Genomic DNA, 25,442 nt, shown 5'->3' on the forward strand with positions numbered 1-25,442 from the left:
TTCATCTGAACGTATGAAATCGTGTTGTTGATCTAACAAACGAGTAGGCAGCTCAGGCAACTCTATTCAGGCGAGAAGAACTTGTATTGGAGGGCTCTGACGATCAGCTGGGCGAGGTTCGTCGCATCCAACTTGGCGCGAAGATTCTGGGCGTGTGTCTTCAACGTGTTGATGGAGACGTGTTGCTCTGAAGCGATCTCTGCATAATCCAATCCGCGACAGAGCTGTTGCAGCAAAGCCAGTTCGGCAGGCGTGAGGCTCGGTGCGACAGCGGGTGCGTCGGGGAGGATATCGCCGCTGATGATGATGTCCTCGGCCAAGGTCCGCAGCAACGCGGGCGATTCGCCGGCGGTTGCGGCGCGAACCACGGCAACGAGTTCGTCATCCGCCGCCGTCTTCTGCACTACGGCCATTGCTCCGGCTTCCAAAGCTCGGGAGATTCCGGGGCCGGGAGACACCGTAGTGAGAAGGATGACGGCAGCTTCCGGATCTGTTTCGATGATCGCCGAGGTGGCGTCCGCCCCGCTCATCCCCGGAGGCATATTGACGTCCATCAGGACGATATCGGGATGATGGATAGCGTACGCTGAAATCGCCTCTTCGCCGGAATGCGCGTACGGGAGTACTAGGAACTCGTCTGAATCCTCAAGGGCAGCCGCTATAGCACGGGCAGTCCACGAGTCATCGTCGACGATGAGGACGCGAGGCCTGGCGTCGTTGTCGTCATGTGCAGTCATCGACAATGCTTCCGGTATTTCGCAATGTTTGTGAATTTCCATCTCCAGCAATTCTGGAGACGTCTGATCGGTGCCGCGGCTGGAGCGAAGCTTTCAGTACTGATAACCAGAACGTTCTCACCGGCCCTGCTGCCCGACTCGTCCGGGTTCCGCTGTGTGAGCATCGTCGTGATTAAGAGCATGATGCTCAGACCAGTGCAGATGATTCTCTTCATCTCTCAATGAAACATGCTCTGCCACCTGGGTCTTCTCATGCGAATGGGTGAGATTGACCGGAATCTTCACGACTATCTGCAGGGTGCCGTCATCCTTGTAAGAGGTCTGACAATCACCATTGAGAGCCTGTGCCCGACGGCTCAAAGAACGAGGAGGAGCAGGGAGCGCCACTTGGGAGCGGTTGCAGGACTCAAAGCAGAGTTGAGCTGAACCCGGTTGGCGCCCCACCAAAGACACAGCGATCACAGGAGTATCGGGCAGAGTCGTGTAGCGGATGATGTTTGTGGTGAGTTCCATGATGATGGAACGTGCATGGTCCATTAAGGCATGCTGCGCCGAGCGGGGAAGATCACAAGACGTTACCGAAAGGTACATGCCCCCAGCTGCGCTGGCCGCCCTGATCGCCGACCCCAGGGTGCGGATTTCGGAGTCGAAATCGACATCCTTCTTGTCGGGACTCTCAGCGTCCAAACTGGAGAGCAGCGTGCGCAACCGTTTCTGTGCCGTGGAATTCACCAAGGTCAGTTCGGCGAGTTTGCGGTCCACTGCCTCGGTGGTCTGTTCGCGTGAGAGCATTTTGATGATCGAGGACTCTGTCGACAGGCTATGGGAGACGGCGTCGTGGGTGTCGAGGGAAAACTTCAAGCGGAGCTTTGCGAGACGTCTGTCGTGCTCGCGCGAAACGGCGACGCGGTGTGAGATTTCAGCTCTGATGCGCTGTTCGACGACGCCTGCGCTCAACCCGAGGATGCTTGCGACCAACAGGCCGAAAGTCGTCTCGACCAGACCGTCGAGCCCACCGTCGAATGCGCGAAGCCACGTTGCCATGCCCAGATGTGCGAACAGGCCCAGGCAACCGAGTCCATAGGCTGCCCATGCGAAATGGCTGGCCAGGATCGCGGTCGCGAAGATTCCAGCATCGGGGAATGACGAGGGCAGTGCGGGGTAGAACCACGTGACCGTGCAGCCGAGCACAATCGAGAGAACGACGATCAGCCGTGGTGTATAGGGGGAGAGAATGACGAACAGAGCGGCAAGCGTCATAAAGACGCCATAGGCCGTATCACCTGAGTCGTGCGCACTCGGCAGGAAGCCAGCAAGCCCGATGACCAACGTGGTTGCACGAATAGGCAGATCTACGAGGCGAGCGCCACGCAACCATTTCCAGACGCGATGGGGCGTTCGAATTCTGGCTGAAGGCTTCGTCAGCAGGGACGTAGAAAGTCGCGGAGGCACGACAGATATTGTCCCATGCTCATCAGTCACTTTCAGCGGACTGCTGAGACTTTGGGGCTTCGGACCCGGAACCGGCCTCGGTGTCACGAGTGCGTTTCCAGCGGCGCACCGTGAAGATCGTGAGCACGATGACCAGGGCCCAGGAGATGGCGACGGCGATTCCGTTGAGGACGGTCGGGTTGCCGATGAATGCTCCGACGGCCACGAGTGAGAGTTGGCCCGGCAGGGCTGAGACGATGGTGGCGATGAGGAACGTGCGGTTGTCGATGCCCAGTGCCCCACTGCCGTAGTTCACCGGCCAGTAGGGGAAGCCGGGCATGAGGCGCAGGGCGCACACTGCATAGAAGCCTCCGCCGGTGAGTCGGGACTCAATCGATTCGGCGTGTGATCCGAGCAGTCGCATCACGGTGTCGCGGCCGAGCCCCCGAGCGATCCAGTATCCGCCCCAGCAGCCGGCCACGACGCCGATCATCGACAGCAGCGTGCCGAAGGGCAACCCGAAGATCAGGCCGCCGGCCACAGCCATGATCGTCACCGGGATGGGGGTGGCGGCGACGACCAGATAGATGAGGATGAAGACGGCGAAGCCCCAGAAGCCGGCGGCGGCGATATCGTCTTGGATCACGTCGATGGACGGCAGGCGGACATTGAAGACCGCCCACACTCCGGCCAGCAGCACCAGGGCGAGGGCGATATTGCGCAGAATCGTCGGCCAGTCGAGACGGGACGGTCGTGGGCGTGACTCGCCATCGGGTGCTGCACTGGTGCGCGTGTCGTCGGATTCGCGGGCAGGCGAACCCTCGGAGCGTGATCTTCGCTTCGGCGCTGAGGGGTCGTCATGTCCGGGCATGGCCCGATCTTACGTCGCTTCCGGGACGGTACGGCAATCCCCGTAACGCGGCCCGGTCCCCGTCTGCAGCGAGTGCAGGCGGGGGCCGGAACGGCTCGGAACCGGACTCAGGCCGCCGGCCCCTCGGTCAGGGTCACCTTCGAGGTATGGGACTGACCGCTGGCGTCCGTCCAGGTCAGGGACACCGTATCGCCGGGCTTGTGCTCGGAGATCGCGTTCGAGAGGCTGGTGCCGTCGGTGATCGGCGTCGAGTCGATCGCGGTGATCGTGTCCCCGGCGGTGAGCCCAGCCTGTGCGGCGGGAGTGTCCTCGTAGACCCCGGCGACGGTCGCACCGTCGGTCTGCGACGAGGCACCGGACTGTCCGTACTGGCTGCCCGCGCTGCCGGACTGGCTCTGTCCGCCCGACTGATCCTGCTTGCCCGACTGGCCGACGCCGATGCCGAGGAAGGCCGGGTAGCCGAGCGTGTTCGTGCTCGTCTGCTCACCGGCGATGATCGATTCGGCCGTCGACAGCGCCGACTCGATGGGGATCGCGTATCCGGTGACAACCGCGCTGCCGGACGAGGCCGCTGTGTTCATGCCCACGACTTCGCCCTGGTCATCGAGCAGCGCCCCGCCTGAGTCGCCGGAGACGATATCGGCCTGGACCTGAATCATGCCGTCGAGAGTCTCTGAATCCTCGGTGCCCTGCGCGGTCGTGGTGACCGAAGCGCCGAGGTCGGTGACCGCTCCGTCGGCGGCCTGCAGCTGCCCGCCGCCCTCGGAATTGCCGACCGCGGTGACGTCGTCGCCGACCGAGACGGAGTCGTTGTCGATCGTCGCCGGTGTCAGATCGCTGGCGCCCTTGAGCTTGAGCACGGCGACGTCCTTTGTCGCATCCGAACCGACGACGCTGGCCTTATAGGTCTTACCGGTCGTGGCCACGGTGACGGCGATCTTCGTGGAATCGGCGATGACGTGGTTGTTCGTCAGCACCAGACCGTCCTTGCTCAGCACCATGCCGGTGCCGGCCGCCTCGGCGTTCTCATAGCCGAGCTGGGTGTCGATGAGGACGACTCCGGTGGACTCCTTCGCACTCGCCGGGGTGGCGTCCTGCTGGCTCGAGCCGTCGCCGCCCTGGCTGGTGCCCGGGGACTGAGTGCCGCCGCCATAGCTGCCGCTGCCACCAGGAGTGGTGCCGCCGGAGTATCCGCCTTGTCCGCTGCCGCCCTGTCTGGGGTTGGTCGGCTGCCCCGTGAAGGGGATGGCCGTTCCGGCCGCGACCGTGCCGACGTGTGTTGCCGCGGCAGCGGGCAGACCCGCGGCCGTTCCGATGCTCAACGCCAGAGCAGCCGCCGCTCCGGTGACGGCCAGTGCGAGTCGACGCCTGCGCGGGCGGGATCCGGTGACGGCAGCCGCCGTCGTCTCGGTGCCGAATGTGTTCTCACCGCTGTGCCCAGCGCCGGTCCGTGCGTGTGCCGACCTCGTGCGCCTCGACTCGTTCATGGTCTGTGCCTTTCTCTGCTGAGTGGGAGTGCCTGTTGATTCCTATTCAGTACCCGGAGGCTGTGGCCAAGCTGTGGCGCAGCTGGAGCGACGCTTCGACTTTGTCAGTCAAGGGCTGAGAGGGGACGCCTGGCTCAGTGGGGCACCCGTCCCGGTCGTGCCAGCTCGTGTGCCAAGCCGAGAATCTCATCTATTCAGATGAAGTCGGTTGAGCGGCGCCTGGCTAGTCTTTGGACGGCAGCGTGTTCCATACCGCTGGGAGGTCCTTCTTTATCGCTTCGTCGGAGCACCTGTCAGAACTCTCAAGGAAGTAGGAATTGTGCGATCCTTCAACAGATTCGTGTCCGGGGCTGCTCTGGCAGCGGCTTTGACGGTCTTCGCCTCGAGTGGAGTTTCGGCCAGTGAGGCCGAGCCGAGCGACCTCGGAGGATGGGAAGAAGGCAAAGGAGTCTCGACTGCTCCGGTGAACCCTGAGCGCCCGATCACCACTCACGCGGCAAAAGCGAAACACACAGGTAAGGCCGAGTCGAAGACTGTCAAAGGAACCACGAACAAGCGTTCACACGGTTGGACAACCTGGAAAGGCGTGAAGCACTACACGACTGCCCGACTCGAACACTACTGGCCCAACAGCGGTGTCATCGCGAGTTCGGGAAGAAAATGGGGCAAGAACGGTACCGAGGCAACAACCAAATGGGTGCCGTTCAATCCCGACAAGAAGAGCAACGGGTACGGAAAAGCGAAGACCTACTACGGCAGATGATCTGCGTGAAGATTCCGGTCCCCGTGGAAGTGAATACCGATGAATCGTTCGAAAGTGTGAGCGTTCGATCATGAGACCGCACCAACTCTTCGTGATCGCCGTGATGTTTGCAGTGATGAACTCTGCTCTCATCGGGGCCCGGGTCTACGATGCTCGTCAGGCCGAGATCACCCGAGAGGGCAACCACCTGTTCTCACAGCACAAGGTTGCCTTCTCGGGCTCGGCCGATGAGATCCGCGGCTATCTCGACGAATCGTTGGGTCCATATGCAATGTACCGAGAACTGGACGACACCGGCCTCGTGAGGGCGGTTGAAAGTACGAGTCTTGACGACCTCAGGCTTCCTGTCCACGAGGGGCGTCAGCTTCGGCGAACAGACAACCATATTGCCCTTGTCGGTTCCCAAGTGCCTATCCGAAACGATGGGACGAAGGACGTCTACTCATTCGACGGTGAGGATTACGAGGTCATCGGGCTTCTGGGCAGACAGGCACGCAGCCTAGTCGAGAACGATGTCATCATTGTCGATCGCGACCTGATCGAGGCGCCAGAGAGGAACAGCGAACTCATCGTCGACGGCCCTGCGATAGAAGAGCAGGCGCTTGCGCTCCCATCGGAGCGGGTGAGCAGGTCCGACTCCAGTGTCAACCGACGAGCCAAAGTCGACCTTGTGTCCCCGATTATCGGAACGGTGGTTCACGTCGTTATCGTCGTCTGCGCGATGTTCACAGGAATGCTCGCTGCGACGTTCAGTAGGCGGAGGATCTACGTGGCGCATCTGCTCGGACGCAGCACCACTGAGCAACTGGCTATCAGTCTTGCGAGCGTCTTGGCTGTCGGAACTGGTGCCGTCGTGCTCAGCTTCGTCATCGGCCGACAACGGTTCGCTGAACTGCCTGCGATGGTGGAGCCATCGTCAGTGCTTCCCGTTGCCGTCGCAGCAGTGACGATGTTGATCTCGCTGACTCTTGATCTGGTGCGGGTGAAGTCATGGAGATAATCCGAGACCTGAGCCGGAACTGGCCGTTCATGCTGATGAAGATCTGCATCCTCGGTCTCTTGCTCGTGTTGATCTCTCAGATCGCCGCATTCGCCCACGTCAGCAAAGAAGAGATATCGCGCAGCTTCTCCGGCGAATCGGAGGTCGATATGTATGCGATCACCGACACTTTGGTGGACCCTGAAGAATTCTCATCGTTCCGCGAATCAGGGAAGTCTCTTGATGCCGTTGGCCGGTTCTACAACACGCTCAACGTCGAGACCGACATGCGGTTCCTGTCGTTATTCGACCAACCGCTGTCCATAGTGGACTTTCCCGACGAACGGAGACTTGACGTTCTGAGCTCTGGGGAAGAACCGACGGAAGAGTATATCGACGACGAGTCTGGGCAGCGACTCACGGACGTCAGGTCGTTCCAGATGAACGAGAATGCGTTCGATTTCAACTCGCTGAAAGTCAGCAGTGGCCCCGGAATCAAATGGCCAGAAGTCGATTATGACTCGCGGACGATCCCGGTCCTCTTGGGGGCCGACTACTCGTCGATCTACGACGTCGGGGACAACATCGACGTGCAGTACTACTTCGAGGACTTCACACTCGTCGTCGGTGGGTTCCTTGAACCCGACTCGACGATCTTCTACCAAGGTGAACTGAACACTTTCCTCGATGATGCCTTGGTTGTTCCCTATCCTCCGGTGCTCAGACCGGTCACTGAAGAAGATCAGGAATTCTACGGGATTCTGTCGTTCGCAATGATCTCTGGAGATCTTGCCGTCAGCCGGAAGACCGAAGCGGAATCGGTGCTGCAGAAACTGGGCGCAATTGCGTCACAAAGCGGTTTCGACGCCTACACCGTTCTCAATGTGCCGACCTACCTTGTGCAGTTTCAGCTGACCAGGCAGCTCATTCAGGACAATGCCGGACTCCTGATTGGGGTGGGAATTCTGCTCGGGATCTGTGTAGCAGTGTCGAACGGTGTGATCAGTCTTCACCTCGCACGTCGGCGATGGAAACAGCAGGAGATCGAGTTCATTCTAGGCGTCAGTCCACGTATCACAGGCGCCAGAATCGTGTTCGTCACCGCCTTCGAGTACGTTGTCCTGGTCGTTGCCCTGGTTCTACTGGCTAGCCGAGTTCCTCAGGGCGGAGGATCTGGGCTGATCGCGTTAACCTTGACAGCTGCTGCTGTGATGGTCGCCGACATTTCTCTCCAGACGGTACTGCGGAAACGCTGGATCACGCACGGACTATTCATCAGGGACGGACATGACTATTGAGCTGACATCTATCCACAAGAGCATCACGGAGGCCAACGGAGAGAAGCGGGAACTCTTTGACGATCTCGAGTTCCGGCTGGGTGATGCTCCGACTTCTGTTGCGATAATGGGCAGAAGCGGATCAGGGAAGACGTCTCTGCTCCGGATCATTGCAGGTCTCGATCCTCACTATTCGGGATCGTATTTCTTCGATGGGGAAGTGCTCGGTCGCGATGCTGTGAATCTGGCGCGATTGAGATGGAGGTCGATTGGGTTCATCACTCAGCACTTCGACCTCCTTCAGGACCGGACTGTACTGCGCAATGTGATGTTCGGATGCCCAGATCGTCGAGGTTCAAAGGCGCGGTCTCGGGAGTGCCTCGAACGTGTTGGCATAAGCGCATTGGCGAGCAAACGGGTGAACAGGCTCTCCGGCGGAGAGTCGCAGAGGGTTGCGATCGCGCGTGCTCTGGCAAAACAGCCTCGCGTACTGCTCGCTGACGAACCGACCGGCGCCCTGGACGCTGAAAGCGAGGAGCTCATCCTCGATGTCTTCGACACCGTGAAGCGCATGGGCACGAGTCTCATCGTTGCGACACACAGCGAACGAGTAGCTGCAAGCTGCGAAAGAATCGTTCATCTGGCCGATGGTCGGCTGCATAGTGCGTGAGCGCGCGATCGGAGGTCGGTGCCGGAGACGGGAGGTTCGCCTCGGTGGTTAGGTCGATCAGGCGGCGATGGCGATGATGCCGATGGCGGCACCGATGTAGAAGAGGTTGACGGAGAAGATGAAGATGCGCTCGGCGATGCCGAAGACCTTCGGGCGCAGGGACCTGATGATGAGCACGACGACGCTGACGATGAGAGACACGAGCGCGAACCACGAGATCACCTGGAGGATCTGCGCCAGGGGCGCCGGGCCCTCGGCAGTGAAGAGCCGCACGAAGTTGCCCATGCAGGCGTAGCTGAGGGCGAACCAGGCGATGGCCATCAGGTAATGCAGGCGCCCGATCGTGGTCAGCTTCTCGCCTTCCAGATCGGTGGGGACGAAGGGCAGGGCGAGGAAGATGAGCGCGAGCACCGCGAGGGCGATGCTGACGAACGTCGAGTCGCCCCAGTCGGGCAGACCGAGAGCGACAGCCGCGGCGAGCAGTGCCCAGAACGGCACGCTCACCCAGGTCATCGCGCTGCTCAGGTGCCGGGGATGAGGGTCATGAGTGGTCTTTGGGAGTGTCGGAGCGGATGGTGCGGACCTCGTTGTGGAGGTCGCGGATCGTGGAGGCCAAAGTGGTCGGGTCGATGCCGATCGCTCGGGCATTGTCGTCGAGTGAGTGTACGAGCAGACGTCCGCCGTGCGCGGACTTGTCTACCCCCGCCGAGGTGAGGCGCAGTTGCCGACGATTGCCGGAGCCCGGAGTCGCATCGTTGGTGATGAGGCCGTCGTTCAGCAGGGCTTTGACGATCCCGGACCCGGCCGCCTCGGTGACACCGAGCGATTTCGAGAGCGTGCGTCCGGTGATGCCGGGGTGCTGGTCGAGAATGACGAGGGCGACGTACTGGTTGTAGGTCAGTCCCTCGGGGCGCAGCATCTGCTCCGCCCACCGATCGAGTGTGCGGACCAGGTCGTGAAGTTCATGAGCGAGATCCATGAAGTAAGTTAAGCACTTAAGTTAATGGATGGCAATGATCCTGCATCGTTTCTTCGCGGAGGTGGAAGGATGCCGGAGAGAGGGCCACAGCTGGGCCGGCCATGGCCGGACACGACCGGACATGGCCGGAAACACCCGATCCCCGGCAGAACCATTGTCGGTTCTGCCGGGGATCGGATGTCGGTCCGTGACGAGGACGGCGGGTGGACGGCTGCGTCGGGGCCGCCTCGGCGAGGGTCCTGCTTGGGGGAGACTCAGCCGGTGAAGATCGCGACGGCCTTGACCACGGTCAGGGACAGGCCCCAGACCAGGCCGCCGGCCACGACGACGGTGAGGACCGAGCCGATGGCCTTGTAGGCGCCGCCGACGGGCGACTGGGGCGAGCCTGATTCGGGGACGTGGGCGACGGGGGTGGAATCATTCATGATCGTGACCCTTCCTTCAGTCTTCTTCGAGGGCGGCGGCCTGCTTGGCCTTGACGTCCGCTTCGCGTTCGAAGTACTTCTCGCTGACCGGACGGACGAGGGCATTGGCGATGAAGCCGACGACCAGCGCACCGACCATGATGAACATGCCCGGCGTGTAGAGCTCGGGTCCGGTCTTCCCGGCTGCTTCGCCGGCCTCGACGACGGAGTTGACGATGAGCGGACCGGCCACACCGGCAGCCGACCATGCGGTGAGCAGTGCGCCGTGGATGGCGCCGACCTGGTAGACGCCGAAGAGGTCCTTGAGGTAGGCGGGGACCGTGGAGAAGCCGCCGCCGTAGAACGAGATGATGATGAGAGTGGCCAGGACGAAGAGGATGATCGAGCCGCCGCCGAAGAGCGCGACGAGCAGATAGAGGATCGCCCCGACGCCGAGGTACATCATGTAGTTGTTCTTCCGCCCCAGGTAATCCGAGGTCGTCGACCAGATGAAGCGTCCGCCCATATTGCCGATCGAGAGCAGACCAACGAAGCCTGCGGCCGCGGCGGCGGTGATGCCGAAGTAGGCCTGGATCATCGGAGCGGCGTTCTCCAGGATGCCGATGCCCGCAGTGACGTTGAGGAACAGGACGACCCACAGGAACCAGAACTGCGGAGTGCGGATCGCGTTGCGGACGGAGACGTTGCCCTTCGTCTGCATCGGCTTCGAGGCGACCTTCGAGGGGTCGAAGCCCTTCGGCGTCCACTCCGGGTGGGGGACGCGGATGACGAAGGCACCGGCGGCGATGACCACGGCGTAGACGATGCCGAGGGTGACGAAGGTCGGGGTCAGGCCCGCGACGAGGTTCTCCGGTTCGGCACCGCCGCCGTAGAAGGCCATGAGCTGGTTCGACATCGGGCTCGCGATGAGCGCGCCGCCGCCGAAGCCCATGATGGCCAGGCCCGTGGCCAGGCCCGGGCGGTCGGGGAACCACTTCATCAGGGTCGAGACCGGGGAGATGTAGCCGATGCCCAATCCGATTCCGCCGATGACGCCGTAGCCCAGGTACACCAGCCACAGCTGACCGGAGACGATGCCGAGCGAGGCGATGAAGAAGCCGACGACCCAGCAGGTTCCGGCCGCGACCATCGATGCGCGCGGACCGTTCTTCTCCACCCAGGGGCCGAAGACGGCCGAGGAGATGCCGAGCATGAGGATCGCGATCGAGAAGATCCAGCCGATCGAGACCTCACCGGCATCGAAGTGCGACATGAACGGGATCTTGAAGACGCTGAATGCGTAGACCTGGCCGATGCACAGGTGGATGGCCAGGGCCGCCGGTGGGATCAGCCACCGATTGAAGTGCTTCGGCGCGACGATGGCCGAACGCGTGAGAATGGAAGCCACGGGAAGTCCTTTTCTGAAGTGGAACTCGTGTCACCGTTGACAACGGAGAGTGGACGAGAGGCCGGGCCGGGGGTGACCCGACCGACTCATATTCCACTAAAGGCTATGTCGCTCACAATGAAAACGCGAGGAATACACAGCACTTTGTGCAGAAAAGACAGGTGTTTCCTGCCATTCGGGACTTCCTCAGAGCTGGGCAGAGCTCAGAGGTTGATGACGCTCAGAGTCGGATGACGATCAGAGATTGATGGTGACGTCGGCCTGCTTGCGCAGCTTCTTCGCGAACTTCTGCGTCGCCTCCTGAGACTTCTGGTTCTTCACCTGCTCCTTGAGCTGGGGGCGCATCTCGTCGATCGAAGGCATCTCCTGCTGCTGTCCGCCCTGCTGGGCCATCTGCTCCTGCTGGGTCTTCGCCTGTTCGTAGGCCTGGCCGATCTCCTCGCCGCTGACCTTGAACTCACCGTATTCGTCTTCGACGAGGTTTTCGATCTTCATCTGGTTCTGAAGTTCCGAGCGGACCTTCTTCTCATCCATGCCCTGGTCCTTCATGGCCTTGAGGAAGTCTTTCTCGCTCATCTGACCGGACTTGGCGGATTCTTTGAGGCCCTTGTCGACGTCCTTGTCCGTCACCGAGATCTTGCGCTTATCGGCTTCTTGGACGAGCACCTCGGTGCTCACGAGATTCTCCGCAGTCTGCTTCTTCAGGTCTTTCTCGTTGACCGGCTGGCCCGACTGCTGAGCCTGCATCTGCATCTGCTGGTACTGGGTTTCGAACAGGGGGACGAACTCCTCCTTCGTGATCTTCTTGCCGTTGACCTCGGCGACCACCTTGGGGATGTCCTTCGTATTCGGCTTGCTCTGCTGGTTCTGTTGGCTCTGATCAGCGGAGTCGGCACCGGGGGACTGCTCGGCGGCGGCCGAGGACTCCTGCGGTTTCGCGTCGTCGCCCTGACTTCCGCATGCGGCCAGCGCCACCACGGAGACGGACATGGCCAGACCCAGCAACCACCGGTTCGTTCGCACAATCACTCCTGCTTGTCGTCTACAGCCTGTCAGGCTAACAGGAGCGGCTCCCCGAAGTATGTGCGGAGTATGAGTATCGCTTGGCAGGGTGGATTGAGCGGGTTCTGCTCAGCCGATGGGGCGGGCTCTGCTCAGCCGATGGGGGCGGTCGGTGGGGGACTGACGGTGGGCCGCCTCGGCGGGTACACTGCGTCTACCGGCAGGGCGCGGCGACGGATCCGCGTCACCGGCGGCGAAGGGAGACGAAATGGAATCGACGTTTCGCGGGGTGTTCCTCACCTGCACCGACCCCGAGGCGACCGCCGCCTTCTACCGCGAGATCGCCGGTCTTCCGCTCGAGACGGCAGGCGATGAGAACTACACGTACTTCGTCATCGATGCCGAGGGAATCCAGATCGCCCTCCACGGTGCGGAAGCCTTCGCCGACTACGCATTCCCGCCCGTTGCCGAGTCGAACCTCACCCACCTGTACTTCCGGATCCTCGACCAGGCGGAGTTCCTCGAACGGATCAAGGGGACGGGCGTGCCGCTCATCGAGGTCGATGACGTCGTCGTCACCGTCGAGGACCCCGACGGTCGGAAGGTCATGTTCGGCACGGCGTGAGGGGTCGACGCGCGCGGTCACTCGGCAGGGCCGTGCCCGAGCACCGCGCCGAGGCCCTGACGGAGGTCGTCGATGAAGAAGTCTCGCACCTCGAGGGACGGGAAGTGGCCTCCTCTCGGGGCCGTCTGCCAGCGAACGATGTTGCGGTAGCGTTCCTGTGACAGCGCGCGAGGGTACCGCTCGATATCGTGCGGGTACATCGTGATCGCGGTGGGAACGTCGACGCGCAGGTCGGGGTCGAGGGAGTCGTGGCTTTCGGCATAGATCCGCGCCGAGGAGGCGCCGGTGCGCATGAGCCAATACAGGGAGACGTTGTCGAGCAGTCGGTCGCGGGAGATCGTCTCGAACGGACTGTCACGGGTGTCCGTCCATTCGGCGAACTTATCGAGGATCCAGGCGAGTTGGCCGACCGGCGAATCGACGAGGGCGTAGCCGATGGTCTGCGGGCGTGTGGCCTGCTGGTGCGCATAGGCGGCGCGATTCGTCCAGAAGTCTTCGGCATCGAGAGCCCAGGCGCGCTCGCCTTCGGTCAGATCTTCCAGGGAGGCTCCGGGGACGCCGGGTGCGTAGGTGGTGTGGATTCCGATGAGGTGCTCGGGGAAGCGCCCACCGAGGATCGTGGTGATCACCCCGCCCCAGTCGCCGCCGAAGGCAGCGAAGCGGTCGTAGCCGAGTCTGCCCATGAGCGTCACCCACGCCTCGGCGATTCTGTCCGTGGTCCAGCCGGTGACGTTCGGCTTGTCGCTGAACCCGAAACCGGGCAGCGAGGGCACGACGCAGTGGAACGCCGGAGCATCGGGATCGGTCGGCTCGGCCAGCTCGTCGATGACGTCGACGTATCCGGCGATGCCGCCCGGCCACCCGTGGGTGAGGATGAGCGGGGTCACGTCCGGACGTGAGGAGCGACGATGCAGGAAATGGATGCCCAGACCGTCGATGACGGTGCGGAATTGGCCGATCTCGTCGAGGCGGGACTCAAAGTCGCGCCATGAGTAGTCGGTTTTCCAGTAGTCGATGAGTTCCGTGAGGTCGGCGAGCGGTACGCCTTGATCCCAACGTCTGGGATCCGGCGCGGGGCGGACGACTGTCTCGGGTTCAGGCAGGCGGGCAGTCGCCAGTCTGGAGCGGAGCTCGTCGAGCTCGGATTCAGGGACGTGTGCGTCGAATCTCTGCACGGAGTCGCACGAGGTGGAATCGTCTGCTGGGTGCGTGGTGCCGGTGGGTTCGGGCATCGGGGGGGGCTCTCCTCAGGTGGGCGGCGGTCGAGAGTGTGTTCGGTCAGCTGGCGGTGTGGATGCGTACCCCATGCTCGCCGGGGCGGACGTGGGGTGCGAGTTCCCATTCGGGCGTGTAGTCGCCGGTGAACTGCGGTCGGTAGGGGATGGGCGGTTCGGTGAAGAGTCCGTCGAGGCGGTCGATGAGTCGAGTGCTGATCGGAGTGATGTCGTCGATCTGGTCGGCGCTGGGAACGGCGAACGGGTCGAGGACGCTCATGCCGGTGTAGGCGAAGGTGCCGTGGAGGAGGCCGAAGAGGAGTTCGTTCAGCTCTCCGGACTTTCCGCGCGGCCCGATGGCGTGCGGTCGATCGCCGAGGGTGGTGACGATGAGGGTCCGTTTGCCGGTGAAGGGTCCCTGTTCGAAGCGGAGCCGACGTCCCGTGGCTTCGTCGGTGCCGAAGGCGAAGCCGCTGACGAAGACTCGGTCGAACCAGCCTTTGAGGATGGCGGGCATCCCGTACCACCACAGCGGGAACTGGACGACGATCGCGTCGGCTCGGCGGAGCTTCTCCTGTTCACGGACGACCTCTGAGTGCTGGGTGTCGGTGCGATATGCGGTGCGGGTATCTGCGCTGACTCGGAAGCGGTCGAGGGAGCGTGCGGACTTGTCTGCGGATTCGGCCGCCTCGGTGCTCGGATCATCGGTCTCAACGTCGTGGCCGCCGTCGCGCGGACGCAGCACTGGGTCCCAGTCCATTGCGTAGAGGTCGGATTCGAGGACTGTATGGCCGTGCCGGCGCAGATGAGCGACTCCTGTCTTGCGCAGGCTCCCGTTGAGGGACCGGGATTCCGGGTGAGCACTGAGCCAGAGGATGCTCGAAGGAGAGTTGGCATATTGCATGCTTCCATCGTTGCGGCCTAGGGTAAAGCTGTTTAGTACGGACATTTCTGTCACTATGGAGGTGAGTGTGCGTCTGCCTGTTCGGCGAGCGATGGAGGTGTGCCCGGTCGAGGTTGCGGTCTCGGCGGTCGGGGGCACGTGGAAGCTCACCGTCATCAAACATCTGCTCGACGGAACACGTCGGTTCAACGAGCTCGGCCGCCTGGTGCCGTTGGCGAATACGAAGACGCTCACCCGGCAGCTGCGCGAGCTCGAAGAGGACGGGCTGGTGCTGCGCACCGTTTATCCGGAGGTGCCGCCACGAGTCGAATACTCCCTGACCGATCTGGGCCGCAGCCTGCAGCCGATCGTCGAAACGATGAATGAGTGGGGCAAGGACTTCGAGCGCAATCAGGCCGGGTGAGGGACGACCACCTGAGGCCCGACTACCTGGGCGGTCGTCACTCAGGCCCCTGGTCGGCGCGCCTCAGGCGCTCGGTTCGTAGGCCGAGTAGGTGATCCCGCTCGGGAACGCTTTCGCATCGATGAGCCGCAGCCGGGGCGGTCTAGCCGAGTGCGCTCCATCGTGGAAGAATCCTCGTCCGCGACCCTGCCACACCGGATAGGTGAACATCCGATACTCATCGACGAGTCCCTCCGAGATGAGTTCGTGAGCGAGGGTGATGCTGCCGGTGACGATGACGTCACGCCCCGGTTCCTCACGCAGAGCCGCGACCGCCTGCATCGGATCCGAGCTGATGATCTGCGTGTTCTGCCAGCCGGGTTCGGTGAGCGTCGAGGATACGACGCGTTTGTCGACCTGATTCAGATGCTCTGCGACCCCGGTGGTGTCGTCGGTCTGGTCGGGCCAGTAGCCGCGGAAGTCCTCGAAGGTCTGCCGGCCGAGCAGCAGCACGTCCTCGTTCGCGGACTGCCGCATGAGTTCGGCCGAGAGTTCCTCGTCCTGGGCTTGCGGATCGAACCAGTCGTCGAGCATCTCGACGCGGCCGTCGAGGGTGATGTTCTGAGTGATGATGATGCGCACGCTCGGTCTCCTCGTTGAGTGGCGGTGTCACCGACTACGGTACGCAGGTCGACGCCTGGTGGTCTATGGCCCGCAGTAAATCTCATCGATCCTGTCCGCGAACGACAGCTTGGCTCAGGCGAAGACGCCAGCAGTGATATTTGCCAGAGCATGAGCAGCAGCCCCGGGCAGAAAAGATCCAGCTCTGTGCCTCAGCCACCCAAGCAGCCAGCCGGCTGCGAACTGGACCGGGAGCAGAGGCCACAGCCGGGGATCCACCAGCAATAGGGCCAGGTGCGGTATCAAGAAGAGCAAGGCTTGGAAGACGTTGCCCCACCCGAAACCAACCTTCCGCACGAGAGCTTCGCCCAGCAGTCCACGAAAGAAGATCTCTTCGCCGACGGCACGCAACAGTACGCCTATCCCTGCGCTCACCGACGTCACCTGCGCGATTGAAACTCCGGGAGCTCTCAGCACTTCCTGAGGTACACAGGTGATCGCAAGCCATCCGAGCAGCACGAGCGGAATCAGCAGAGACGCCGCCCAGAGATATGCGGACGGCGAGCCCCATGAGAGTCCTGCTCGTTTCATGGTTGAGGCGACGTCTCGCCTGTCGCCGCGTGTTTGCAGGAACAAGTACACGGCGGTCGGAACGCAGAACAGCACGAACTCAGCCATTGGGCCAGCCTATCGACGAGAGCTTCATATAGAGCTCCTTATCGAGTTGAAATGGGACCCTCGCGACCTTGGGCTGCTTGAGACAGCTTTGAGTGCGGTGGATACCGGACTCTGTCAGTAGGCCAACTGGCTGATCTGCCTACAGACGGGCGCATGGTGCACGTCTCGCGGTCAGGCCGTGGATTCGACGTGCTCGGAGGATTCGACCACCTCGGCGGTGGTGTGGTTCCTGCGGATGAAGAGCACGACGAGGGCCCCGGCCAAGGCGGCAGCGGCACCGATGATGAAGCAGGAGCGGAAGGCCTCCTCGGCGGGGATTCGGATCCCACCTGCGTCCATCGTCTGGCTGGTCAGGACGATCGCCATGACGGCACCGGCGACGGTGGTGCCCATCGAGCGCATGAGCGAGTTCACGCCGACACCGGCTCCCGCCTCGGAGGCGGGCGAGTTCTCGAGGATGAGCGTCGGCATGGCCGCGTAGCCGATGCCCACACCCGCCGAGGCGATGCAGGTGGCGACCATGAGCTGCCAGGGTTCACCGTCGAGGAAGACGGCGAAGACGTAGCCGCACGAAATGACGAAGGCCCCCAGCGCCAGGGTCGCGCGACCGCCGAGAGCGGTGAGCAGACGGCTCGAGATCGGGGTGAACGCGAGCATCATCAGCCCGCCCGGTGCCATCCACAGACCGGCCTGGAGGATGGTCTGCCCGAGACCGTAGCCGACTTCGCTGGGCATCTGGAGCAGCTGCGGGACGACGATCGACTGGGCCATCATGCCGAAGCCGATGAGCAGTGCGGCGATGTTCGTCAGCAGGATCGGGCGTCTCACGGTGGTGCGCAGGTCGACGAGCGGATGCGGATGGCGAACCTAGTAGAAGCCCCAGCCGATGAGGACGATGATGCCGCCGATGATCATCACCAGGGTCGACGGTGCGGTCCAGCCCCAGTCGTTGCCCTTGGAGACGCCGGCGAGGATGCCGACGATGCCGATGGCCAGGCCGATCGCGCCGAGTGCGTCGAATCCGGCACGGTCGACGGGGGCGACATGGGGCAGGACGAGGGCCGAGAAGACGGTCATGAGCACGGCGAGGACGGTGGAGAGCCAGAAGAGCATGTGCCAGTCGAAGTCCTGGGCGATCCACGCCGAGATCGGCAGTCCGAGGGCGCCGCCGACGCCGAGGGTGGCGCTGATGCCAGCGACGGCGGAGTTGCGCAGATGCGGTGGGGCGATCTCGCGGACGAAGCTGATCGCTACGGGGATGTAGCCCATCGCCACGCCCTGGAGCACGCGGCCGATGAGGATGGGCCCGATGGTGGAGAAGAGGGCGCAGATGAGGGAGCCGACAGCGAGGATGATCGCCGAGGCGACGAGGATCGGCTTGCGACCGTAGATATCGGCGAGGCGCCCGGAGACCGGCATCGACACGCCGCCGGCCAGCAGGGTCGCGGTGACGACCCAGGACGCATTGGCGGCCGTGGTGTCGAGCAGGTGGGGCAGCTCCGGCTGGATGGGGATGACCAGGGACTGCATGAGGGAGGCACAGAGGCTGGAGAACCCGAGGACCAGGATGACGAGGATCGGCGCCGAGGCGGCCGGTGGGGCTGGGGTGCTGTGGCTGTCAGTGGGGGCGTGGTCGTCCAAGTCGGACTCGCTTCCTGGGGGAGAGGGTGCCGGAGCGCGATATGTAATCTACATATTCTGTGCTTATGTAGAATACATATCTATGAGCGGCGAACCAAATCCGAGCGACCCTGCGGTGAGACGAATCGGGGCTGAGGGGCATGCCCGAGACACGGCCGCGCTGCCTCCGGACCGGCGGATGGCCGCGCTCATCACCCACCTCGAGCGTCTGCGTCGGGCCCAGACGGCGCAGATGGAACTCGGCACCGCCGACCTGCGGATCCTCTGGATGTTCTCCGACGGGCGCGCTCGCACCCTCAAGCAGATCGCCCATGAACTCGAGCTCGAGCAGTCGACGGTCAACCGGCAGATCAACGCCGCGATCGTCGATGGTCTGCTGCAGCGCACCCGCGAGGAGGGTCATCCCGCACAGCTGATCTCTCCGACCGAGCGCGGGAGGCAGGCATTCGACGACGATGTCGAGAAGTCGCTGGCGGCGCTGCGCCTCGGCCTCGATGCCGTAAAGGGAGACGCGGTCGACTTCCTTGATGAGTTCACCCGCTTCGTCGAAGCCTTCGACGCCGGGATCCGCGCCGCGGGCGAGCTCGACCAACCCGAACCATCCCACAAGGAGCCCCGATGACCACTCCAGATTTCCGCACCGAAGCGCAGGGCCACCTCGGCGATCTCATTTCTCTGCGACGAAAGCTGCACGCGAACCCCGAACTCGGTTACGACCTTCCCTTCACGCAAGCGACGGTGCTCGATGAGCTCGCCGGGCTCGGACTTGAGGTCACGACGGGGGAGTCGCTGACCTCGGTGGTGGCCGTCCTCAAGGGCGGGAAGCCCGGGCCCGCGGTGCTGCTGCGCGGGGACATGGACGCGCTGCCGGTCGTCGAGGACACCGGCCTGGACTTCGCGTCGACGAATGGGAACATGCACGCGTGCGGACACGACCTGCATACGGCCGGACTCGTCGGCGCCGCCCGCCTGCTCGCCGCGCACCGGGAAGAGATCCCCGGCTCGATCATCTTCATGTTCCAACCCGCCGAGGAGGTCGAGGGCGGGGCCGAGCCGATGATCGCCGAGGGCGTGCTCGAGGCCGCCGGCGTCCCCGTCGTCGCGGCCTACGGCATCCACGTCGAAGCCGATGTGCGGGGCCGCTTCACGACGAAGGGCGGCCCGCTCATGGCCGGATTCGCCGACCTCACCGTCACCATCCACGGCGCCGGCGGGCACAGCTCGCAGCCGCAGGCGACGCGCGATCCCGTGCCCGCGCTCGCCGAGGTGGTGCTGGCGCTGAATACGATGACCGGACGGTCCTTCGACATCTTCGACCCCGTCGTTGTCTCAGTCACCCAGCTCGAAGCCGCGCAGGCTAGCAACGTCATCCCTGACTCCGCGAAGCTCACCGCATCCATCCGCTTCCTGTCCGCGGAATCGCTGGCGCTGCTTGAGAAGCGGGTGGCCGAGATCGCCGAGAACATCGCCCGGGCGCATCGCTGCACCGCCGAGGCGGACTTCCGGGTGGGATTCCCCGTGACCGTGAACAACCCCGCCGAGTCAGCGGTCGTGCTCGAACGCCTTGGTGAGGTGTTCGGGGGTGAGCGGGTCGTTGAGATGGAGCATCCGCGAATGGGGTCCGAGGACTTCTCCTTCGTGCTGCAGAAGGTGCCGGGCACATTCGTCTTCCTCGGCGCGACGCCCGAAGGTGTCGACCCCGAGGCCGAAACGAATCATTCGCCCAGGGTGGTCTTCGACGACGGGCTGCTCGGCGACCAGGCTGCGGCGCTGGCGCACCTGGCATTCGCGCGGCTGGAAGATGAGGCCTGAGGGCCGGCTGAGGGTGGGGTGCCGGACGCCAAAACCTGTGGGCGCAGAATATAGGTCGCAACCGGATACTTTCAGGGCCTTCTGAGTATCCGGTTGCGACCCAAATTTCGTCACGCACTATCCGATTGCGACCACTTCTTGGAACGGGACGCCCTAGGCGGAAACCCTCAGGCGGTGATGAGGCCGTGCGGGTCGAGGACGAACTTCTTCGCCACACCCGAGTCGAAGTCCGCGTAGCCCTGTGGGGCGTCCTCGAGCCGGATCGGTGTCGCATTGACGTTCTTCGCGATCGAGACCTTGTCGTGCAGGATCGCCTGCATGAGCCCGCGGTTGTACTTCATCACCGGACACTGGCCGGTGACGAAGACGTGGGACTTCGCGAAGCCGAGGCCGAAGCGCATCGACAGCGACCCTTCCTTAGCCGCCTCGTCCGGGGCACCCGGATCGCCGGTGACATAGAGGCCGGGGATGCCGAGGCTGCCGCCGGCGCGCGTGATGTCCATGAGCGAGTTGAGCACCGTGGCCGGGGCCTCGTGGCTGGAGTCCTTGCCGTGCCCGCGCGCCTCGAAGCCGACGGCGTCGATGCCGCAGTCGACCTCGGGTTCGCCGAGGATCTGCGCGATCTGGTCCTTCGGATCGCCCTTGGACACGTCGACCGTCTCGCACCCGAATCCCCGTGCCTGCGCCAGTCGATCCTCGTTGAGGTCGCCGACGATGACGCAGGCCGCACCGAGCAGATGCGCCGAGGTGGCCGCGGCGATTCCGACGGGCCCCGCACCGGCCACGTAGACCGTCGAACCCACACCGACGCCGGCGCTGACGGCACCGTGGAAACCGGTGGGGAAGATATCGGAGAGCATCGTGAGGTCGAGGATCTTCTCCATCGCCTGGTCCTTGTCCGGGAACTTCAGGACGTTCCAGTCGGCGTAGGGCACGAGCACATATTCGGCCTGACCGCCGACCCACCCGCCCATGTCGACGTACCCATAGGCCGAACCGGGCCGATCAGGGTTGACGTTGAGGCAGATCCCGGTCTTGCCCTCCTTGCAGTTGCGGCAGCGACCGCAGGAGATGTTGAACGGCACCGAGACGAGATCGCCCACCTTCGTGAATTCGACGTCGCGGCCGACCTCGACGACCTCTCCGGTGATCTCATGCCCGAGCACGAGTCCTTCCGGGGCAGTCGTACGGCCCCGGACCATGTGCTGGTCGGAGCCGCAGATGTTCGTTGCCACTGTCTTGAGGATGACGCCGTGATCGACCTTGCGGCCGACGTTGGCGGGATTGACCCCGGGGCCGTCCTTGAGGACGAACTCCGGGTACTCGGTGTCGACGACTTCGACCTTTCCGGGACCTGCATAGCTGATTGCCTTATTGCTCATCGTTGAGCCTCCATGAATGCGAATGCGTGGGAGTTCGGACATGTGAGTGAGTCAGGCGACGCCACTGACATATCAGTCTGATGGCAGACGTGACTGCAGTCTCTCCGTCCGGATCGACCTCTGTCAAGGCCCCGTCGGCAGTTCATTCGAACACGGCGGACTCGTCGCAGCCGCCGGGTGCGACCCTCCTCAGGAGACCTCTCGGCAGCTCTCTCAGGATCCCTCTCAGGAATCCTCGCGCAGGCGGGTCGAGAGTATGTGCTGGGACATCGTGCGCAGATGCTGCAGTGACTCCCGGATCAGCGGAGATCTGCGGCTCCCCGCCCGCACGGCGGCAATGATCTTCCGGCTCAGCCGGCCGGTTCCCGTGAGCCGGACCCGGCGGACGTTCGCCTCGCCGGCGAGGCTGGCCAGGCGCGGGAGCAGGCTGACACCGACGCCCGCCCCCACGAGAGCCGCCGAAGTCTCCCACTCGGCGGACTCATGCGCAACGGTCGGGGTCACCCCGGCCGCGGTGAAGGCCGCGACGAAGAGCGCGTGGTACGGCGATCCGGGGCCAGCCGTGATCCACTCCTCGCCGGCCAGCTCGCCGAGGGTCACCGATTCGCGATCGGCGACCGGGTGATCGGCCGGCACCATGACATCGAGGGGATCGTCGAGGAGGTCGATGCTCTCGAACCGGTCGTCCTCCTCGACCTGCACATTGCCCTGCATCGAGACGATGACGGCGAGGTCGATGCGTTCGGCGATGAGCAGTTCGAAGCAGCGGGTCGGGCTCGCCTCGATGACGTGGACCCTGACCTCGGGGCGCTCCGTGCGCAGCTTCGCCGCCAAAGGTGCCAGAAGATTCGACGAGGCGGTGGAGAAGCCGCCGATGCCGAAGTGCGTCGGTGCTCGATCTCCGGCACCGAGCGCTCCGGCGCGGATGTCCTCCCAAGTCGCGGTCAGGGCGTCCGAGCGTCGCACGAGATAGCGGCCCGTCGAGGTCAGTCGCAGCCCGCGGCCGTCCTTGACGAGCAGCGTCATGCCCAAGGACTGCTGCAGCTCTCTGAGCTGGCCGGACACCGCGGACGGGGAGTAGCCGGTGAGTTCGGCGGTGGCGGCGATGGTGCCGCAGGCGGCGAAGGTGCGCAGCGTCGTCAGGCGCGGATCGATCATGAGCAACATTATGCAGTGGATCCGTACGATACGGAACGGAATCTCGCGCTTTTTCCGGAGGATTGTGGAGATTAGTCTGGCTTTCGAGATCGCAGTTCGAGGCTCGGTCTCCACGGTCTCGGCCGATGAGTTCGCCGCTTTGTCGTCCGGCCGCGCATGGCAGACATCAAGGGAGATGAGAATTGACCGCTACCAACCTGGCACCGACGAAGAAGGGCTTCCCCGCCGGATTCACCGAGGAGAGACTCGATGAGTTCCGGGTCCGGCTCGACACGCGTCGGACCGGCTTCTCGCTCGAAGCTCCGTTCTACACCGACCCGAACCTGTTCAACCTCGACATGCAGGCCGTCTTCGGTCAGCACTGGGTCTTCGCCTGCAGCGTCGCGGAGATCCCCGAACCCGGCGACTACGTCACCCTCGACTACGGACCGTACTCGATCATCGTGCTGCGCACCGATGACGGCGGTGTCAACGTCCTCCACAACGTCTGCCGCCACCGCGGGGCTCGCGTACTCACGGAATCCAAAGGAACGACGGGCAATCTCGTCTGCGGCTACCACTCGTGGACGTACTCTCCCGAAGGCGAGCTCATCCACGCCTCGGCGCCGGGAGAGATGACCTTCGACAAGTCCTGCTATTCGCTCAAGCGCGCTCACGGCACGATCACCGCCGGCCTCGTGTTCATCTGCCTGGCGGCAGAACCGCCGACGGACTTCCACGAGACGGCGAAGATCTTCGCACCCTACGTCGCCCCGCACGAGCTGGAGAAGACGAAGGTCGCCTTCCAGCAGAACATCGTCGAAGAGGGCAACTGGAAGCTCGTGATGGAGAACAACCGCGAGTGCTACCACTGCGACGGTCACCCCGAGCTCGCGTGCTCGCTGTTCCCGACCTGGGGCCTGACGGATGAGACCATCCCACCCCACCTCGAAGACGTGTGGGACCGCAACCAGCAGGCGCAGGCCTCCCTCGAATATCGCTGCCGCCGCTACGGACTTCCCTACGAGGTCGTCGAAGAGCTCGACACCCGCGTCGGCGGCATCCGCATCTCCCGCGAATCGCTCGACGGGGCAGGGGAGTCCTTCTCCGCGGACGGGCGTCGGCTGTCGAAGAAGCTGCTCGGAGACCTGCCGGACTTCCGACTGGGACGCTGCTCGATGCACCTGCAGCCGAACTCCTGGTTCCACCTCCTCAGCGATCACGTCATCACCTTCGCGGCATTCCCGATCAGTGCGAACAAGACTCTCGTGCGCACCATATGGCTCGTAGCCGACGACGCCGTCGAAGGCGTCGACTACGACCTCGAGACGCTCACCCACACCTGGAAGCAGACGAACCTGCAGGACAAGAACTTCGTCGAACTCTGCCAGCAGGGAGCGGAGAGCCCCTTTTATGAGCAGGGTCCGTACATGAAGAGCGAATACCAGGTCGAGGCCTTCATCAACTGGTACGTCCAGCGGATGCGGGAGCACGTGGGATGAGGTCCTCCGCCGTGCCCGCGCTGCCGCTGGCCCAGCGGGTGCGCGGACTGGAGATGCCGTGGAACCGGGTGCTCTCGAGCGCTTCGGGTCCGGCCGGGGCCGCCACCGCGCTGGGTCCCTGGCACCCGCAGGAGTTCGCCGCCGAGTGTGTGGAGACCATCCCCGAGGCGGGCGGAATGATGGTCTTCGTGTTCCGTCGCATGGACGGTGCGCCTTTGGCGTTCCGATCGGGCCAGTACATCAACATCGACTTCCCCGTCGACGGCCCCGATGCCGAACCGGTGTCGCGCAGCTACTCGATCTCGTCGGCACCGACCGAGCCCTGGACGTTCTCCATCACGATCAAACGCGACCCCAAGGGCAAGGTCTCACCTTGGGCGCATGACACCATCCGCCCCGGCACGACCTTGGACATGCTCGGCCCGGTCGGCGCCTTCCACCTCGCCGACTACGACCGGCGGGCTCGGTTCCTGCTGCTGGCGGCCGGAGCGGGGATCACCCCGCTGATGTCGATGGTCCGCACCGTCCACTCGCTGCCGGGACAGGCCGATGTGGTCCTCCTCTATCACGGTGCGGCCCCTGATTCCTTCGCCTTCTCCGAAGAACTCGATTTCCTCGCGAAGGTCGACTTCCGGATCAAGGTCATCTACTGCCTCGGCGATCGGTCATGCAGCGATGAGTGGACGGGACGGACGGGACGATTGTCGACGCCACTGCTCGAGGAGCTCGTCCCCGACGCCAACGGTCGGCAGGTCTTCGCGTGCGGCCCGGAAGGCTACCTCAACTCAGCGACCGAACTGCTGCGTGACGTCGGCGTCGACGACACCTCCGTGTTCATGGAGTTCTTCTCCGGCGATCGCGCGATCCGCGCCGAATACGCCGAGGAAGTCGCCATCGCCGGCGAGATCGCCGAAGAGATCGCGGCCTCGACCGAGGAGTACTTTGAGTCCCAGCCGGTCGCGCTCGACATGTACGAACCCGACTACGACGCCGACGGCCCGATCGAGGCCGCAGGTGCCCCGACCGAGGCCGTCGACGCCGAGGCGGTCGTGCCCGTCGAGGACGACGTCGAGATTGAGGTCGTCGGGGTCACCGACGACACCCTCGCCGAGGCGGCACCCGGGTCCATGTCCGACGCTGGGTCCTTGTCCGACGCTGGGTCCGCGGGCCCGGCTGGGACCGGGTCGGCCACCTCGGCGAAGGAGTCGGACGAAGATGACGAAACAGAGGTCGTCGACCCGGCCGCACTGCCTACTGTGGGGCAGGGTGAGCACACGATGTCGTTCGTGCGCACCGGCCTCAACGTCCGTGTCGGGGAGGACGAGACGGTCCTCGAAGCCGCGCGGAAGGCGGGGGTGAAGATCCCCGCGAACTGTCAGGAGGGCATGTGCGGGTCGTGCAAAGTCGTCAAGCTCGACGGCGATGTCGAGATGAACCACCAAGGCGGCATCCGGGCCAGAGAGATCGACGCAGGCAAATTCCTGCCCTGCTGCTCGACAGCGAAGTCCGACCTCGTCATCGACGTCTGAACCACCT

The 25,442-nt window shown here is 63.7% G+C and carries 27 protein-coding genes; 10 read left to right on the forward strand and 17 right to left on the reverse strand.

The features are described from left to right. Positions 1-62: 62 nt before the first annotated feature. The 4 genes from L1F31_RS00895 to L1F31_RS00910 all read right to left on the reverse strand — a co-directional run bounded on the left by L1F31_RS00895 (position 63) and on the right by L1F31_RS00910 (position 4,526). Positions 63-779 (reverse strand): response regulator transcription factor, encoded by a 717-nt coding sequence (locus tag L1F31_RS00895; protein ID WP_265418854.1) that lies wholly within the window; start codon positions 777-779, stop codon positions 63-65. A gap of 75 nt (positions 780-854) precedes the next feature. Next, positions 855-1,997 carry a sensor histidine kinase gene (locus L1F31_RS00900; protein ID WP_265418855.1) on the reverse strand — a complete coding sequence of 381 codons (1,143 nt, stop codon included), beginning with the start codon at positions 1,995-1,997 and terminating at the stop codon, positions 855-857. A 214-nt stretch (positions 1,998-2,211) separates the two neighbouring features. After that, on the reverse strand, positions 2,212-3,039 hold the full coding sequence (locus tag L1F31_RS00905; RefSeq protein WP_265418856.1) for a TVP38/TMEM64 family protein: 828 nt from the start codon (positions 3,037-3,039) through the stop codon (positions 2,212-2,214). A gap of 107 nt (positions 3,040-3,146) precedes the next feature. Next, positions 3,147-4,526 (reverse strand): S1C family serine protease, encoded by a 1,380-nt coding sequence (locus L1F31_RS00910; protein ID WP_265418857.1) that lies wholly within the window; start codon positions 4,524-4,526, stop codon positions 3,147-3,149. 463 nt (positions 4,527-4,989) lie between these two features. Here L1F31_RS00910 and L1F31_RS00915 point away from each other — a divergent pair, with 463 nt between their 5' ends. The 4 genes from L1F31_RS00915 to L1F31_RS00930 all read left to right on the forward strand — a co-directional run bounded on the left by L1F31_RS00915 (position 4,990) and on the right by L1F31_RS00930 (position 8,215). Continuing rightward, positions 4,990-5,289 carry a hypothetical protein gene (locus L1F31_RS00915; RefSeq protein WP_265418858.1) on the forward strand — a complete coding sequence of 100 codons (300 nt, stop codon included), beginning with the start codon at positions 4,990-4,992 and terminating at the stop codon, positions 5,287-5,289. 91 nt (positions 5,290-5,380) lie between these two features. Then, positions 5,381-6,289: a hypothetical protein gene (locus L1F31_RS00920; RefSeq protein WP_265418859.1), complete on the forward strand. Its 909-nt coding sequence runs from the start codon at positions 5,381-5,383 to the stop codon at positions 6,287-6,289. Positions 6,290-6,318: 29 nt separating this feature from the next. Further along, positions 6,319-7,566: a hypothetical protein gene (locus L1F31_RS00925; RefSeq protein ID WP_265418860.1), complete on the forward strand. Its 1,248-nt coding sequence runs from the start codon at positions 6,319-6,321 to the stop codon at positions 7,564-7,566. After that, a complete protein-coding gene (locus tag L1F31_RS00930) occupies positions 7,556-8,215 on the forward strand; it encodes an ABC transporter ATP-binding protein (RefSeq protein WP_265418861.1) in 660 nt (219 codons plus the stop codon). Before L1F31_RS00925 ends, L1F31_RS00930 begins: the two co-directional genes overlap by 11 nt. A gap of 57 nt (positions 8,216-8,272) precedes the next feature. Here the strand turns inward: L1F31_RS00930 and L1F31_RS00935 are convergent, their stop codons facing one another. The 5 genes from L1F31_RS00935 to L1F31_RS00955 form a co-directional block, all read right to left on the reverse strand. After that, positions 8,273-8,728: a hypothetical protein gene (locus L1F31_RS00935; protein ID WP_265418862.1), complete on the reverse strand. Its 456-nt coding sequence runs from the start codon at positions 8,726-8,728 to the stop codon at positions 8,273-8,275. A 28-nt stretch (positions 8,729-8,756) separates the two neighbouring features. Then, positions 8,757-9,194: a MarR family winged helix-turn-helix transcriptional regulator gene (locus L1F31_RS00940; RefSeq protein ID WP_265418863.1), complete on the reverse strand. Its 438-nt coding sequence runs from the start codon at positions 9,192-9,194 to the stop codon at positions 8,757-8,759. Between the two features lie 254 nt (positions 9,195-9,448). Next, positions 9,449-9,619 (reverse strand): hypothetical protein, encoded by a 171-nt coding sequence (locus L1F31_RS00945; RefSeq protein WP_265418864.1) that lies wholly within the window; start codon positions 9,617-9,619, stop codon positions 9,449-9,451. A gap of 16 nt (positions 9,620-9,635) precedes the next feature. Then, the gene (locus L1F31_RS00950) at positions 9,636-11,006 is read right to left on the reverse strand and encodes an L-lactate MFS transporter (RefSeq protein ID WP_265418865.1); all 1,371 of its coding nucleotides are present in this window, start codon (positions 11,004-11,006) and stop codon (positions 9,636-9,638) included. Positions 11,007-11,243: 237 nt separating this feature from the next. Beyond that, a complete protein-coding gene (locus L1F31_RS00955) occupies positions 11,244-12,029 on the reverse strand; it encodes a SurA N-terminal domain-containing protein (protein WP_265418866.1) in 786 nt (261 codons plus the stop codon). 247 nt (positions 12,030-12,276) lie between these two features. On the opposite strand from L1F31_RS00955, the gene L1F31_RS00960 reads away from it, so the two are divergent. Then, on the forward strand, positions 12,277-12,633 hold the full coding sequence (locus L1F31_RS00960) for a VOC family protein (RefSeq protein WP_265418867.1): 357 nt from the start codon (positions 12,277-12,279) through the stop codon (positions 12,631-12,633). Between the two features lie 17 nt (positions 12,634-12,650). Here L1F31_RS00960 and L1F31_RS00965 read toward each other — a convergent pair whose 3' ends face one another. Both L1F31_RS00965 and L1F31_RS00970 read right to left on the reverse strand, forming a co-directional pair. Further along, positions 12,651-13,865: an epoxide hydrolase family protein gene (locus L1F31_RS00965; RefSeq protein WP_265418868.1), complete on the reverse strand. Its 1,215-nt coding sequence runs from the start codon at positions 13,863-13,865 to the stop codon at positions 12,651-12,653. Positions 13,866-13,911: 46 nt separating this feature from the next. Continuing rightward, entirely contained in the window at positions 13,912-14,751 is an 840-nt protein-coding gene (locus tag L1F31_RS00970) for an NAD(P)H-dependent oxidoreductase (RefSeq protein WP_265418869.1), read from the reverse strand. Between the two features lie 67 nt (positions 14,752-14,818). On the opposite strand from L1F31_RS00970, the gene L1F31_RS00975 reads away from it, so the two are divergent. Further along, positions 14,819-15,154: a winged helix-turn-helix transcriptional regulator gene (locus tag L1F31_RS00975; protein ID WP_283255784.1), complete on the forward strand. Its 336-nt coding sequence runs from the start codon at positions 14,819-14,821 to the stop codon at positions 15,152-15,154. A gap of 63 nt (positions 15,155-15,217) precedes the next feature. On the opposite strand, the gene L1F31_RS00980 is transcribed toward L1F31_RS00975, so the two are convergent. The 4 genes from L1F31_RS00980 to L1F31_RS00995 form a co-directional block, all read right to left on the reverse strand. Continuing rightward, on the reverse strand, positions 15,218-15,775 hold the full coding sequence (locus tag L1F31_RS00980) for a dihydrofolate reductase family protein (protein WP_265418870.1): 558 nt from the start codon (positions 15,773-15,775) through the stop codon (positions 15,218-15,220). 114 nt (positions 15,776-15,889) lie between these two features. Continuing rightward, the gene (locus L1F31_RS00985; RefSeq protein ID WP_265418871.1) at positions 15,890-16,432 is read right to left on the reverse strand and encodes a CPBP family intramembrane glutamic endopeptidase; all 543 of its coding nucleotides are present in this window, start codon (positions 16,430-16,432) and stop codon (positions 15,890-15,892) included. A gap of 171 nt (positions 16,433-16,603) precedes the next feature. Then, on the reverse strand, positions 16,604-17,260 hold the full coding sequence (locus tag L1F31_RS00990; protein ID WP_265418872.1) for an MFS transporter: 657 nt from the start codon (positions 17,258-17,260) through the stop codon (positions 16,604-16,606). Between the two features lie 39 nt (positions 17,261-17,299). Continuing rightward, a complete protein-coding gene (locus tag L1F31_RS00995) occupies positions 17,300-18,073 on the reverse strand; it encodes an MFS transporter (protein ID WP_265418873.1) in 774 nt (257 codons plus the stop codon). An 82-nt stretch (positions 18,074-18,155) separates the two neighbouring features. Between L1F31_RS00995 and L1F31_RS01000 the strand changes: the two genes are divergently transcribed. Continuing rightward, on the forward strand, positions 18,156-18,695 hold the full coding sequence (locus tag L1F31_RS01000) for a MarR family winged helix-turn-helix transcriptional regulator (protein ID WP_265418874.1): 540 nt from the start codon (positions 18,156-18,158) through the stop codon (positions 18,693-18,695). Next, positions 18,692-19,885: a M20 metallopeptidase family protein gene (locus tag L1F31_RS01005; protein ID WP_265418875.1), complete on the forward strand. Its 1,194-nt coding sequence runs from the start codon at positions 18,692-18,694 to the stop codon at positions 19,883-19,885. The genes L1F31_RS01000 and L1F31_RS01005 overlap by 4 nt, the downstream gene beginning before the upstream one ends. Before the next feature lie 167 nt (positions 19,886-20,052). Here the strand turns inward: L1F31_RS01005 and fdhA are convergent, their stop codons facing one another. Both fdhA and L1F31_RS01015 read right to left on the reverse strand, forming a co-directional pair. After that, positions 20,053-21,267: a formaldehyde dehydrogenase, glutathione-independent gene (gene fdhA, locus L1F31_RS01010; RefSeq protein WP_265418876.1), complete on the reverse strand. Its 1,215-nt coding sequence runs from the start codon at positions 21,265-21,267 to the stop codon at positions 20,053-20,055. A gap of 225 nt (positions 21,268-21,492) precedes the next feature. After that, a complete protein-coding gene (locus L1F31_RS01015) occupies positions 21,493-22,425 on the reverse strand; it encodes a LysR family transcriptional regulator (RefSeq protein WP_265418877.1) in 933 nt (310 codons plus the stop codon). A gap of 182 nt (positions 22,426-22,607) precedes the next feature. On the opposite strand from L1F31_RS01015, the gene L1F31_RS01020 reads away from it, so the two are divergent. After that, complete coding sequence (locus tag L1F31_RS01020; RefSeq protein WP_265418878.1) at positions 22,608-23,906, forward strand: aromatic ring-hydroxylating oxygenase subunit alpha; 1,299 nt, start codon at positions 22,608-22,610, stop codon at positions 23,904-23,906. Next, positions 23,903-25,435, forward strand: a complete 1,533-nt coding sequence (locus tag L1F31_RS01025; protein ID WP_265418879.1) for an iron-sulfur cluster-binding domain-containing protein — start codon at positions 23,903-23,905, stop codon at positions 25,433-25,435. The genes L1F31_RS01020 and L1F31_RS01025 overlap by 4 nt, the downstream gene beginning before the upstream one ends. The last annotated feature ends 7 nt before the right edge of the window (positions 25,436-25,442 follow it).

Source organism: Brevibacterium spongiae (genome assembly GCF_026168515.1).
Lineage (GTDB): Bacteria > Actinomycetota > Actinomycetes > Actinomycetales > Brevibacteriaceae > Brevibacterium > Brevibacterium spongiae.

Excerpts from the sequence above, each read along its gene's own strand:
- L1F31_RS01015 (WP_265418877.1), bottom strand. The coding sequence starts at position 22,425 with ATGATCGATCCGCGCCTGACGACGCTGCGCACCTTCGCCGCCTGCGGC.
- L1F31_RS01025 (WP_265418879.1), top strand. The coding sequence starts at position 23,903 with ATGAGGTCCTCCGCCGTGCCCGCGCTGCCGCTGGCCCAGCGGGTGCGC.
- L1F31_RS00940 (WP_265418863.1), bottom strand. The coding sequence starts at position 9,194 with ATGGATCTCGCTCATGAACTTCACGACCTGGTCCGCACACTCGATCGG.
- L1F31_RS01005 (WP_265418875.1), top strand. The coding sequence starts at position 18,692 with ATGACCACTCCAGATTTCCGCACCGAAGCGCAGGGCCACCTCGGCGAT.
- L1F31_RS00985 (WP_265418871.1), bottom strand. The coding sequence starts at position 16,432 with ATGGCTGAGTTCGTGCTGTTCTGCGTTCCGACCGCCGTGTACTTGTTC.
- L1F31_RS00970 (WP_265418869.1), bottom strand. The coding sequence starts at position 14,751 with ATGCAATATGCCAACTCTCCTTCGAGCATCCTCTGGCTCAGTGCTCAC.
- L1F31_RS00960 (WP_265418867.1), top strand. The coding sequence starts at position 12,277 with ATGGAATCGACGTTTCGCGGGGTGTTCCTCACCTGCACCGACCCCGAG.
- L1F31_RS00905 (WP_265418856.1), bottom strand. The coding sequence starts at position 3,039 with ATGCCCGGACATGACGACCCCTCAGCGCCGAAGCGAAGATCACGCTCC.
- L1F31_RS00910 (WP_265418857.1), bottom strand. The coding sequence starts at position 4,526 with ATGAACGAGTCGAGGCGCACGAGGTCGGCACACGCACGGACCGGCGCT.
- L1F31_RS00930 (WP_265418861.1), top strand. The coding sequence starts at position 7,556 with ATGACTATTGAGCTGACATCTATCCACAAGAGCATCACGGAGGCCAAC.
- fdhA (WP_265418876.1), bottom strand. The coding sequence starts at position 21,267 with ATGAGCAATAAGGCAATCAGCTATGCAGGTCCCGGAAAGGTCGAAGTC.
- L1F31_RS01000 (WP_265418874.1), top strand. The coding sequence starts at position 18,156 with ATGAGCGGCGAACCAAATCCGAGCGACCCTGCGGTGAGACGAATCGGG.
- L1F31_RS00965 (WP_265418868.1), bottom strand. The coding sequence starts at position 13,865 with ATGCCCGAACCCACCGGCACCACGCACCCAGCAGACGATTCCACCTCG.
- L1F31_RS00935 (WP_265418862.1), bottom strand. The coding sequence starts at position 8,728 with ATGACCTGGGTGAGCGTGCCGTTCTGGGCACTGCTCGCCGCGGCTGTC.
- L1F31_RS00925 (WP_265418860.1), top strand. The coding sequence starts at position 6,319 with ATGCTGATGAAGATCTGCATCCTCGGTCTCTTGCTCGTGTTGATCTCT.
- L1F31_RS00945 (WP_265418864.1), bottom strand. The coding sequence starts at position 9,619 with ATGAATGATTCCACCCCCGTCGCCCACGTCCCCGAATCAGGCTCGCCC.
- L1F31_RS00895 (WP_265418854.1), bottom strand. The coding sequence starts at position 779 with ATGGAAATTCACAAACATTGCGAAATACCGGAAGCATTGTCGATGACT.
- L1F31_RS00900 (WP_265418855.1), bottom strand. The coding sequence starts at position 1,997 with ATGACGCTTGCCGCTCTGTTCGTCATTCTCTCCCCCTATACACCACGG.